The sequence below is a fragment of the Nocardia brevicatena NBRC 12119 genome, assembly GCF_000308495.1.
GTDB lineage: Bacteria > Actinomycetota > Actinomycetes > Mycobacteriales > Mycobacteriaceae > Nocardia > Nocardia brevicatena.
The window spans coordinates 180,898-191,798 of record NZ_BAFU01000061.1 but is presented as its reverse complement, the minus strand read 5'-3'; the positions used below and the strand labels follow the sequence as shown (position 1 = coordinate 191,798).

Below are 10,901 nucleotides of genomic sequence, written 5' to 3'. Positions count from 1 at the left end.
CGCCGACCGGCGCAACGCACGCAAGCGCAATGCCCTGGCCGCGCGCAGCCGCAAGCGGATCAGCCTCGAGGATCTGGATGCCGCGCTGAAGGAGACCAGCGAGCTGAACCTCATCCTCAAGGGCGACAACGCCGGTACCGTCGAGGCGCTGGAAGAGGCGCTGCTCGCCATCGAGGTCGACGACGAGGTGCGGCTGCGGGTCATCGACCGCGGCGTCGGTGGTGTCACGGAGACCAACGTCAACCTGGCGTCGGCATCGAACGCGATCATCATCGGGTTCAATGTCCGGGCCGAGGGCAAGGCCACCGAACTGGCCAACCGCGAAGGTGTGGACATCCGGTACTACTCGGTGATCTACCAGGCCATCGACGAGATCGAGAGCGCGCTCAAGGGCATGCTCAAGCCGATCTACGAAGAGGTCGAACTGGGTCGGGCCGAGATCCGGGCCATCTTCCGCTCGTCGAAGATCGGCAATATCGCCGGTTGCATGGTCACCTCGGGCACGGTCAAGCGCAACGCCAAGGCGCGCCTGCTCCGCGACAATGTGGTGGTAGCCGACTCGACGACGATCAACTCGCTGCGGCGAGAGAAGGACGATGTCACCGAAGTCCGCGAAGGCTTCGAATGCGGTATGACGCTGGCCTACTCCGATATCAAGGAGGGCGACGTCATCGAGGCCTACGAGTTGCGCGAGAAGCCGCGCGACTGAATCACGGCACGGCGGGGCCGGGCGGCGCGGTGGCGCGTCGTCCGGCCGCGGCATGCTCTTCGACCACGGTGCACGGGACGATGACGGATCCGTGCACCCACCGACCGGGAGGTTGTGTGTACCTCGGTGCACTCGAGTTCGACATTCTGCTCGGCGATGTGCACTCGCTGAAGGAGAAACGTTCGGTGATCCGGCCGGTATTGGCCGAACTCCAGCGTTTCGGTGTGAGCACCGCGGAAGCGGGCGAGCACGACCGCTACCGCCGCACCCTGCTGGCGGTGGCCATGGTCAGCGCCGGAATGGATCATCTGACCGCGGTGCTGGACAAATGTGAGCGGCATGTCGCCGCCCGTCCGGAGCTGGAATTGCTGGCGGTACGTCGCCGTGTCTTCGGCCCCGAGGACTGAGGCGCGGCGATCCGGTGCCCGCGCCGGTGACCCCGCGACGGGATCGTTCGCTCGGGCGAACCCGCCGCACGAACGAGAACTGAGGAAGGAGCGGCCATGGTTGACCAAGCCAGGGCACGCCGACTCGCCAAGCGGATCGCGTCCATCGTGGCAACCGCCATCGAGTACGAGGTGAAGGATCCGCGGCTGCGTTTCGTGACCGTCACCGACGCGAAGGTGACCGGTGACCTCCGGGAGGCCACCGTGTACTACACGGTGATGGGCGAAACCGTCGACGCCGAGCCCGATTACGACGGCGCCGCGGCCGGGCTGGCCAAGGCCAAGGGCGTGCTGCGGTCGAAGGTCGGCGCCGGCACCGGCGTCAAGTTCACCCCCACGCTGAGCTTCGTACTCGACACCGTGCCCGATGCCGCGCGTCAGATGGAGGATCTGCTGGCCAAGGCCAAAGCTGCCGACGACGCCGTCGCGCGGGTCGCTGCCAACGCCCGGTACGCGGGAGAGGCCGACCCGTACAAGAGCGACCACGAAGAGGAATAGAACCGACGCTACCGGCCGGCGCCCGGTAGCGTCGAATCCCCCCGACCGTATGATTTTCGGCCGGCGCCTACGTCGTTCACGGCCTGTGCGCCCCGGTCCGGCGGCCGAGCTCGGCCTCGAGGGGCTCGCGGGAACTCGGCATCGGGCATTCGCGTGACGGTGCCGTGAGGTCGAATCGTCGGCACCGGGGTGCGTGGGCTGTCGGCCGTGCGGGTCGGCGGTGGTGGAGGTTCGGTGAGCGAGTGCAAGATCGGCGGGCAGCCCGGTGCCCACCGCGACGACGACGATGTGGCGATGGTGACCGTACGGGGCACGCCCGCCGAAGGATCGCCGGTAATCGTCGACGCCGGCCCGCGGCGGATTCTCGAGTTGGCACTGCCGACCTTGGGCGTACTGGTGGCGGAGCCGATCTACCTGTTGTTCGATCTCGCGGTGGTCGGCCGTCTGGGTGCCCTGGCCTTGGCCGGGCTCGCCGTCGGCGGGTTGATCCTGGCACAGGTGAGTACGCAGCTGACCTTTCTGAGCTACGGCACCACCGCTCGTTCGGCGCGTCGGTACGGCGCCGGTGACCGTCCCGGCGCGGTAGCGGAGGGTGTGCAGGCGAGCTGGCTCGCGGTGGGGATCGGACTGGTGATCCTGATCGCGGTGCAACTCGCGGCGGCGCCACTGACCGGCGCTGTCGCCGGTGGGGGAGATATCGCGGCCGAGTCGTTGGGGTGGGTGCGGATCGCGTTGTTCGGGGTGCCGTTGATCCTGGTGTCGATGGCGGGCAACGGCTGGATGCGCGGTGTGCAGGAGGTGCGCCGTCCGCTGACGTACGCGGTGGCGGGCCTGCTGCTGTCGGCGCTGCTGTGTCCGACGCTGGTGCACGGATGGTTCGGGGCGCCGGCCATGGGGCTGCCGGGGTCGGCGGTGGCGAATCTCACCGGCCAGGCGGTGATGGCCGCGCTGTTCCTGGGCGCGTTGGCACGCGAGGGGGTGCCGTTCACGCCGCGCCCTTCGGTGATGCGTACACAGTTGGTGCTCGGCCGGGACCTGATCGTGCGCAATTTCACCTTCCAGGCCTGTTTCGTCTCCGCGGCGGCGGTCGCCGCTCGCTTCGGCGCCGCCTCGGTGGCGGCGCATCAGCTGGTTCTGCAGCTGTGGGACTTTCTCGCCCTGGCCCTGGACTCGCCGGCGATCGCGGCGCAGACCCTGGTCGGCGCCGCGTTGGGCGCGCGCGATGCCGCCGCGGCGCGGATGGTGGCCCTCCGGGTCACCGAATGGTCGCTGGCCTTCGCGCTGGTGCTGGCGGTGGTGTGCGCCGCGGGCACGGCGGTGATACCGCCGCTGTTCACCACCGACGCGGCGGTCCTGGACCGCATCGGGGCGGCGTGGTGGTTCTTCGTCGTCATGATCCCGGTGGTGGGGGTCGTCTTCGCCCTTGACGGAGTCCTGCTCGGTGCCGGTGACGCGGCCTATCTGCGCACCACCACCCTGGGGGCGGCGCTGCTCGGATTCCTGCCCGCCATCTGGCTGTCGCTGGTGTTCGAGTGGGGTATCGCAGGGATCTGGTGCGGGCTCATCGTCTTCATGCTGATGCGGCTGGCCGCGCTGTTCGGGCGGGCGCTGTCCGGGCGGTGGGCGCGGGTCGGTGCCGAGGTTCCGGCATGATGACTGTCGTGTACTGCCGAGTAGATCTACCGAGGTGGCCGTGGTGAGTCCCAAGCTGATGGCGGTGAGCGATATCCATGTCGGACATCAGGGAAATAAGCCGGTGGTCGAGGAGATCCGGCCGGATTCCCCGGAGGACTGGCTGATCGTGGCCGGTGATGTCGGCGAACGCAGCGACGATATCCGGTGGGCACTGGAACTGCTGCGCGGCCGGTTCGCCACCGTGATCTGGGTTCCCGGAAACCACGAACTGTGGACCACTTCCAAGGACCCGGTGCAGATGCGCGGCGCCGCCCGCTACGACTACCTGGTGTCGATGTGCCGGGATCTGGACGTGCTCACCCCGGAAGACCCGTTCCCGGTGTGGCGGGGCGCGGGTGCCGAACAATACGGTGGCGCCGTCACGCTGGCCCCGATGTTTTTGCTCTACGACTACACCTTCCGGCCCGAGGGCACCCGCACCAAGGCCGAAGCGCTGGCGCTGGCCCGGGAACGCAATGTGGTGGCCACCGACGAATTCCTGCTCTCACCCGACCCATACCTCACCCGCGACGCCTGGTGTGATGTCCGGCTGCAGGTGACCAAGCGCAAACTCGATGCCCTGGGGCCACAGACCCCGTTGGTGCTGATCAACCACTTCCCACTGATCCGCAAGCCCACCGATATGCTCTGGTATCCCGAGTTCGCGCTGTGGTGCGGGACGGAGCGCACCGCCGACTGGCATACCCGCTACAACGTGATCTGCGCGGTCTACGGCCATCTGCACATCCCGCGCACCACCTACTACGACGGTGTCCGCTTCGAGGAGGTCTCGCTCGGCTACCCCCGGGAATGGCAGCGTCGTGGCCTACCCGACAAACTGCTGCGCCAGATCCTGCCCGACCCCGACTACCGGCCGGGGGACCTCAACGACTGGGGCGGACATTTCAAGGTGACCCCGGAAATGGCGGCCGAGGCGGCCGAAATGCGGGCCAAGGCCCAGCGCAGGCGCGGTGCGCTGTGAAGGGCAGATAGGCTCGACGGCGATGATCGAGACAATCCTGCCCTCCGGCGTGGCCTCGGCCGAACTGCTCGACTACCCGGAGGATCTGAAGCCGCATCCCGCCGAGGAGCACCTGATCGCGAACTCGGTGGAGAAACGCCGCCGCGATTTCATCGGCGCCCGGTACTGTGCCCGGCAGGCGCTGGAACAGTTGGGGGAGCCGCAGGTCGCGATCGGCAAGGGGGAGCGCGGAGCACCCATCTGGCCGCGCGGTGTGGTCGGCAGTCTCACCCACTGCGACGGGTATCGGGCCGCGGCGCTGGCGCATCGGCTGCGCTATCGGTCGATCGGGATCGACGCCGAACCGCATGCCACACTGCCCGACGGAGTGCTCGACTCGGTGAGCCTGCCCGCGGAACGGGAATGGCTGTACGGCACCACTTCGACCGGTCTGCACCTGGACCGGTTGCTGTTCTGTGCCAAGGAGGCCACCTACAAGGCGTGGTTCCCGCTCACCGGCCGCTGGCTCGGTTTCGAGGACGCGCACATCACCTTCACCCTCGAAGCCGCCCCGTCCGGTGCGACCGCCGCCGGCTGTGGCATCTTCCGCTCGGAACTGTTGGTACCCGGGCAGACCACCGACGGAGGAACGCCGCTGACCTCGTTCGAGGGCCGTTGGCTGATCACCGACGGGCTCATCCTCACCGCGATCGTGCACGGCTGATGGGACAGTCGCGGATATCGCCCGCGGACACGTCGGCACGGGCGGCGCGTCCCCGCCCCCTCGGCCCGGACGGTTTGGGCGGTTTGCTCGTCATCGACAAGCCCGGCGGTATGACCAGCCACGATGTCGTTTCCCGGGCGCGGAAACTACTGCGCACCAAGAAAGTGGGCCATGCGGGCACCTTGGATCCGATGGCCACCGGCGTACTCGTGCTGGGCGTCGAACGTGCCACCAAGTTGCTCGGCCTGCTCACCCTCACCTCCAAGGCCTATACCGCCATCATCCGGCTGGGGCAGGCCACCACCACCGACGACGCCGAGGGCGAGATACTCGCCGAAGCATCGGCCGAGTCGGTGACCGATGCCGGTATCGCCACCGCGGTCGCGGCGCTCACCGGTGATATCCGGCAGGTGCCCGCCACCGTCAGCGCGATCAAGGTGGCCGGCGAACGCGCCTATGCCCGACACCGTGCCGGGGAGGAGGTGCGCCTGGAGGCGCGTCCGGTGACGGTCTCCCGATTCGACGTCCTCGCCCGACGCAATCCCCCCGATAACACCCTGGTGGATCTGGACGTGGTGGTCGAATGCTCCTCCGGCACCTACGTGCGCGCCCTGGCACGCGACCTCGGCGCCGCGCTGGGGGTCGGCGGTCATCTCACCGCGCTGCGCCGCACCCGGGTCGGTCCGTTCACCCTGGAACATGCCCGTACCCTCGACGAACTCGCCGAGGACCCGGCACTGAGCCTGGATATCGATACCGCGATACGGGTGGCCTTCGCACACCGGACGGTCGACGCCGCGGAGACCGAGTCGCTGCGCGACGGTCGGTGGTTGGAGCCGATCGGGATGGCGGGCGTCCATGCGGCGATCACCACCGACGGGCGGACCATCGCGCTTCTGGAGGAGAAGGGTTCCCGTGCCGCGCCGGTGATGGTGGTGCGTCCCCGGGGACTGGTCGACTGAGCCGGGGCAGCGGTCCGGCCTTCTCTGTCGGCGCCTGTCCCGTGCCGCTCGCCCTAATTGGTCTGGGCTTCGGCATAGCGGGAGCCGAGCCGCTGCACCGCATCGTCCATATGTTCTCGCAGCAGTGCGTGCGCCTGTTCGGCGCTGCCCGTGCCGATCGCCTCACGCAGTCGGACATGTTCCTGGGCCTGTTCGCTCAGGTCGTGGTAGGTGGTCTGGAGGGCGCCCAGGCACATCCGGGTCTCGATCAGCAGGGTGCGGGCCGCGCGCACGAGTCGCGGACTGCCCGCGCTCTGGACGAGCACCTCGTGGAACTGCTGATCGGCATCGGACACCCCGGCCGCGTCGCCGGCCTCGGCGCGGGCGAGCATCGCGGTGACGCTGGACGCCAGCGCCCGGTGGGCGATCTCTCGGCGGCCGTCCAGAATCAGGGCCAGGGCACCGCCCTCGATGGCGGTCCGTGCCCGGTAGATGTCGACGACATCGTCGGGGGCGAGGTCGATGACGAAGATGCCGCGATTGCGGATGGCGTGCAGCAGACCCTCGGAGACCAGCCGCTGCATGGCCTCTCGGACCGGTCCCCGCGAGACGCCGAAACGGGCCGCCAGATCCGCCTCACCCAGCTGCGTGCCAGGGGCGAGCGCGCCCCGCATGACCGCCTCACGCAGCCGGTCCGCGATCATCTCGGCGGTCGACTGCTGGTTGACCGGTTCGAAATCAATGACCGACATGGACATACCTTTCCGCGAACAGTGCGCCCAACGCCGGTGCGGTGCGCGCGATACCGGCCAGGCGCAATCCTTCCCAGATGGTCACCTGGTTGGCGGTGAGCACCGGTTTGCCCAACGCCTCCTCCAGGTCCGGGAGCACCGCGAGGGTGCGCATCGCAGTATCCGGGATCAACAGTGCCTCCGCGTCGGGGTGGTCGGCCGCGGCTGCCAAACCCAGCACCTGTTCCGGTAGCAGGGTTCCGACCTCGGCGGCGGTCGGGATACCCGAGCTCGACATCGAGACCACGGTGATCCCGGCGGCGGCGAGGAAATCGACGAACAGGCGCGCCACCTCGTCCGGGTAGCTGGCGGCCACGGCGACCTCGCGGACGCCGAGCGCGTGTGCGGCCGCGACGAATGCCCACGAGGTGCTGGACGCCGGCACGCCGGCCGCCGCCGCCAATCCCCCGACCTGAGCACGCGCGCCGTCCGGACCGTAGACGAAGCTGCCCGACGTGCACGCCCACACCACGGCCGCGGGCCGATGCGGGGTCAGCAGTTCGGCCCCTCGCCGCAGTTTTTCGGGACTGCCCAGGTCGAGCAGTTCCGCGACGGCGTGCAGATCCGTTCCGTAGATATGCGCCACCGGCAGTCGGATATCGAGGATCGCCTCCGCTCTCGGATAGTCGTCTTCGGCGGCGTGATCGGGGTAGACGAACCCGACTGTGTTCGATTGCGCCGCCTCCGGCGGCGCGGGTCGGTGCCCTTGTGGCCCCGGTTCTTCCCTTCCTCCGCGAATCCGCTGACGCGAATTCACTCCGGTCGGTCCAGAGCCGGGGCGGGCCCCGACGGGGTTCGGTTCGTCCATGGGACGGACTCCTTCCTCGAACCGACGGTTCAGAATACGTTGAGCAGCCATTTGCCGGGCCCCATCGTGGGCAGCTTCATCCGGCCGAGACAGGCCCACATGGTGAGTTGGTTGGCGGTGAGCACCGGTTTGCCCAGCGCCTGCTCGAGCGGTTCGATGATGTCGTAGGTGGGCAGATTGGTGCAGCTGACGAAGATGGCCTCGGCGGTGGGGTCATCGGCGGCGACGATGCGTTCGGCGATCGTCCGGTAGTTCACCTTCCAGATGCCTCCGCCCAGGCCCAGGTGATCGGAGCGCACCACCGTGCAACCGGCCTCGGCGAGGAAATCGTGCAGTTTGCCGGTGAGGATCTCGTCGTAGGGGGTGATGACCGAGATTCGGGTGAGGTTCAGATGCCGGACCACTTCGAGGAGGGCGCCGGATGTGGTTACCGCGTCCTGGGCCCCCACCCGGCAAATCGTCTCGCGCAGGGAACGCTCGTGCGCGATGCCCTTGATGAAACTGCCCGATGTGCACAGGTAGGCCACCACCTCGGGTTCGACATGCAGGACGTTGCGTGTGGCGGCGGTCAGATGTATCGGATCCGAGACCAGTTCGGCCATGGCCAGCGAGACCGGTACCGGCTCGTAGGGAGTGCGGGCCAGGTGCAGGCTCACCTCCAGTGGCGCCCACCGCCAGAGTTCACGCTCCAGCGCCAAGTCGAAGGGGGCGATGATGCCGATGCCCCGCTGCGCCACGGGGCCCTCCATATCGGGAAAGCTGAGATCCACTTCGGCCCCTCTCGCGCTCAGCCGGAAGACCTCCGAGTCGGTCGAGGCAGACGATCGGATTGTTGACAATCATATGATGTGATCTTACTGTGTCAATGTGAAAACGTCCGGCAAAGGTCACCGGTGAAACGGAGACCGGTGGAAACACGCGAAGAAGCCGGAAGTCACTAGGGAAACGAGCAACGCTGTGAAATCGGGCCCCATCGTCACCGTCGTCTACCGTGACCTGCCCGACCCCGCCCTGATGACCTCGGTGGAGGAGCGGGCCACGGTCCGCTACACCGAGGAGGACGGACTCGCCGAGGCGCTGCGCGGCGCGGATGTGCTGTTCGTGCATGACTTTCAGACCCGCGGCGTTCGCAACGCCTGGCCGTCCGCCGACCGGCTGCGCTGGTTGCATATGGCCGCCGCCGGCGTCGACACGGTGATGTTCCCGGAACTGCGGGACAGCGATGTGGTGGTCACCAACACCCGCGGTGTCTTCGACGGTGCCATCGCCGAATATGTGCTCGGGCAGATCCTCGTCTTCGCCAAGGACTTGGCCGAGTCGCTGCGGTTGCAGCAGCGGCACATCTGGCGGCACCGCGAATCCGAACGCGTCGCCGGCGCGACCGCGCTGATCGTCGGCACCGGATCCATCGGACGTACCATTGCCCGACTTCTGCGTGCCGCCGGTATGCAGATCCGCGCCGTCGGGCGCCGCCCCCGCGACAACGACCCCGATTTCGGTGTTGTGCGCACGGACCTGTACGCCGAGCTGCCCGCCGCCGATTATGTGATCGCCATCGCCCCGCTCACCGAATCGACCCGGCACATGTTCGACGCACGGGCCTTCGCCGCGATGAAACCGCATGCCCGGTTCGTCAATGTCGGTCGCGGTGAACTCGTGGTCACCGACGATCTGGTCGCGGCCCTGGGCAACGGAACGATCGCCGGCGCGGCGCTCGACGTGGCGGAGCCGGAACCACTACCGGCCGGGCATCCCCTGTGGGATCTGCCGAACGCGCATATCACACCCCATAACTCGGGCGATGCCTTCGGATGGCGCACCGAGATCGTCACCGCTTTCACCGCGAACTTCGACCGCTGGATGGCCGGTCTGCCGCTGGACAATGTCGTCGATAAGAAGCTGGGATATGTGCCCGGCTGAAGGAGGGCCCAGCCATGAGCCACCCCGTCCGCAATAGCCCCACCGACCCCGGCGCCATGACCGCTGTCGAACTGGTCTCGGCGTATGCGGCCGGTGCGCTTTCCCCTGTCGAGGCGACCGAAGCGGTGCTGTCGTCCATCGCGGAGCGCGACCCGGAACTCAACGCCTACTGTCTGGTCGACAACGAGCGGGCACTGGTGCAGGCCAAGGAATCCGAGGCCCGCTGGCAGTCCGGACACGCCCGTGGCCTGCTCGACGGGGTGCCGGTCTCCATCAAGGACGTCTTCCTGACCGAAGGCTGGCCTACCCGGCGCGGTTCCACCTGCATCGACCCGAGTGGTCCCTGGCAGGTGGACAGCCCTGTCGCAGCCCGGCTGCGAGAAGACGGAATGGTGCTGGTCGGCAAGACCACCACACCCGAGATCGCCTGGAAGGCGGTCACCGACAGCCCACTCACCGGGATAACCCGCAACCCCGCCGACCCGGCGACCACCGCTGGTGGTTCCTCCGGCGGCAGCGCCGCCGCGGTCGCCGCGGGGATGGGGCCGGTCTCGGTCGGCACCGACGGCGGGGGCAGCGTGCGTATACCGGCCGCGTTCTGCGGTGTCGTCGGATTCAAACCCACCCACGGGCGTATTCCCCTGTGGCCGGCCGGTCCGTTCGGCCCGCTCGCCCATGGGGGGCCGCTGACGCGCACGGTCGAGGACTCGGCCCTGCTGATGGATATCCTCGCGCTACCCGACCCACGCGACCCCACCACGCTCGCGCCCACGGTGGCCACCTTCCGCGGCCAGATCCAACGCGATGTGCGCGGCGTCACCGTCGCCTATTCACCGACCCTCGGCTATGCCGACGTCGATCCCGAGGTGGCGGAGGTCGTGGGCCGGGCGGTACGGGCACTGGACGACGCCGGCCTGCGAGTCGATTTCGCCGACCCCGGGTTCACCGATCCGCGCGTGGCCTTCGAGCTGTTGTGGGCGGCCGGCGCCGCGACCATGCTGGCGAAGTTTCCGCCCGATTCCCGCGACCGGGTCGATCCCGGACTGCGGCAGGTCTGGGAATACGGCGAAACCATCGGCGCCGTCGACTATCTCGATGCCCGCGCCGTCGCGACCGATCTCGGTATCACCATGGGTGCCTTCCATCTGGCGTTCGATCTGCTGATAACTCCCACCGTCCCCATCCCGGCCTTCGCCGCGGGCCACGACGTCCCCCCGGACAGCGGCCTGACCGGCTGGCCGCAGTGGACCCCCTTCACCTATCCCTTCAACCTCACCCAACAACCCGCCCTCGCCATCCCCGCCGGACGCACCTCCACCGGTATGCCGGTCGGCCTCCAGATCATCGGCCCCCGCCACTCCGACGACCTGGTCCTGGCCGTGGGCCGCTACGCCCAAACGGTCCTGGGCATCGACGCATAGCCCACAGC

At 68.3% G+C, this 10,901-nt stretch carries 12 protein-coding genes; 9 read left to right on the top strand and 3 right to left on the bottom strand.

Annotated elements, in window-relative coordinates:
• From ON20_RS16945 to truB, 7 genes are all read left to right on the top strand, one after another.
• Positions 1 to 709 (top strand): translation initiation factor IF-2 (locus ON20_RS16945; protein WP_040836606.1); only part of this gene is annotated, 709 nt, incomplete at its 5' end.
• Between the two features lie 116 nt (positions 710 to 825).
• Positions 826 to 1,116: a DUF503 domain-containing protein gene (locus tag ON20_RS16940; protein WP_040791209.1), complete on the top strand. Its 291-nt coding sequence runs from the start codon at positions 826 to 828 to the stop codon at positions 1,114 to 1,116.
• Positions 1,117 to 1,212: 96 nt separating this feature from the next.
• Positions 1,213 to 1,653, top strand: coding sequence for a 30S ribosome-binding factor RbfA (gene rbfA, locus ON20_RS16935; RefSeq protein ID WP_040836605.1), 441 nt, complete (start codon positions 1,213 to 1,215; stop codon positions 1,651 to 1,653).
• A gap of 294 nt (positions 1,654 to 1,947) precedes the next feature.
• Positions 1,948 to 3,306 (top strand): MATE family efflux transporter, encoded by a 1,359-nt coding sequence (locus ON20_RS16930; protein WP_040836704.1) that lies wholly within the window; start codon positions 1,948 to 1,950, stop codon positions 3,304 to 3,306.
• Positions 3,307 to 3,349: 43 nt separating this feature from the next.
• A complete protein-coding gene (locus tag ON20_RS16925) occupies positions 3,350 to 4,309 on the top strand; it encodes a metallophosphoesterase family protein (protein ID WP_040836694.1) in 960 nt (319 codons plus the stop codon).
• 22 nt (positions 4,310 to 4,331) lie between these two features.
• Positions 4,332 to 5,012: a 4'-phosphopantetheinyl transferase Npt gene (gene npt, locus ON20_RS16920; RefSeq protein WP_040836604.1), complete on the top strand. Its 681-nt coding sequence runs from the start codon at positions 4,332 to 4,334 to the stop codon at positions 5,010 to 5,012.
• Entirely contained in the window at positions 5,012 to 5,974 is a 963-nt protein-coding gene (gene truB, locus ON20_RS16915; protein ID WP_083864982.1) for a tRNA pseudouridine(55) synthase TruB, read from the top strand. The genes npt and truB overlap by 1 nt, the downstream gene beginning before the upstream one ends.
• A 53-nt stretch (positions 5,975 to 6,027) precedes the next feature.
• Here the strand turns inward: truB and ON20_RS16910 are convergent, their stop codons facing one another.
• Genes ON20_RS16910 through ON20_RS16900 form a run of 3 tightly spaced genes read right to left on the bottom strand, consistent with a single transcriptional unit; the run spans position 6,028 to position 8,301 of the window.
• Positions 6,028 to 6,705, bottom strand: coding sequence for a GntR family transcriptional regulator (locus tag ON20_RS16910; RefSeq protein ID WP_040836603.1), 678 nt, complete (start codon positions 6,703 to 6,705; stop codon positions 6,028 to 6,030).
• Positions 6,692 to 7,552 (bottom strand): maleate cis-trans isomerase family protein, encoded by an 861-nt coding sequence (locus ON20_RS16905; RefSeq protein ID WP_169332349.1) that lies wholly within the window; start codon positions 7,550 to 7,552, stop codon positions 6,692 to 6,694. The genes ON20_RS16910 and ON20_RS16905 overlap by 14 nt, the downstream gene beginning before the upstream one ends.
• Before the next feature lie 29 nt (positions 7,553 to 7,581).
• Positions 7,582 to 8,301 (bottom strand): maleate cis-trans isomerase family protein, encoded by a 720-nt coding sequence (locus ON20_RS16900; RefSeq protein ID WP_174361902.1) that lies wholly within the window; start codon positions 8,299 to 8,301, stop codon positions 7,582 to 7,584.
• Between the two features lie 208 nt (positions 8,302 to 8,509).
• Between ON20_RS16900 and ON20_RS16895 the strand changes: the two genes are divergently transcribed.
• Both ON20_RS16895 and ON20_RS16890 read left to right on the top strand, forming a co-directional pair.
• The gene (locus ON20_RS16895; protein WP_040836601.1) at positions 8,510 to 9,472 is read left to right on the top strand and encodes a D-2-hydroxyacid dehydrogenase; all 963 of its coding nucleotides are present in this window, start codon (positions 8,510 to 8,512) and stop codon (positions 9,470 to 9,472) included.
• A 14-nt stretch (positions 9,473 to 9,486) separates the two neighbouring features.
• The gene (locus tag ON20_RS16890) at positions 9,487 to 10,893 is read left to right on the top strand and encodes an amidase (protein ID WP_083864981.1); all 1,407 of its coding nucleotides are present in this window, start codon (positions 9,487 to 9,489) and stop codon (positions 10,891 to 10,893) included.
• Positions 10,894 to 10,901: the final 8 nt, after the last annotated feature.

Coding starts and splice junctions, on each gene's coding strand:
- ON20_RS16910 (WP_040836603.1), bottom strand. CDS start 6,705: ATGTCGGTCATTGATTTCGAACCGGTCAACCAGCAGTCGACCGCCGAG.
- ON20_RS16890 (WP_083864981.1), top strand. CDS start 9,487: ATGAGCCACCCCGTCCGCAATAGCCCCACCGACCCCGGCGCCATGACC.
- ON20_RS16900 (WP_174361902.1), bottom strand. CDS start 8,301: ATGGAGGGCCCCGTGGCGCAGCGGGGCATCGGCATCATCGCCCCCTTC.
- npt (WP_040836604.1), top strand. CDS start 4,332: ATGATCGAGACAATCCTGCCCTCCGGCGTGGCCTCGGCCGAACTGCTC.
- truB (WP_083864982.1), top strand. CDS start 5,012: ATGGGACAGTCGCGGATATCGCCCGCGGACACGTCGGCACGGGCGGCG.
- rbfA (WP_040836605.1), top strand. CDS start 1,213: ATGGTTGACCAAGCCAGGGCACGCCGACTCGCCAAGCGGATCGCGTCC.
- ON20_RS16930 (WP_040836704.1), top strand. CDS start 1,948: ATGGTGACCGTACGGGGCACGCCCGCCGAAGGATCGCCGGTAATCGTC.
- ON20_RS16905 (WP_169332349.1), bottom strand. CDS start 7,552: ATGGACGAACCGAACCCCGTCGGGGCCCGCCCCGGCTCTGGACCGACC.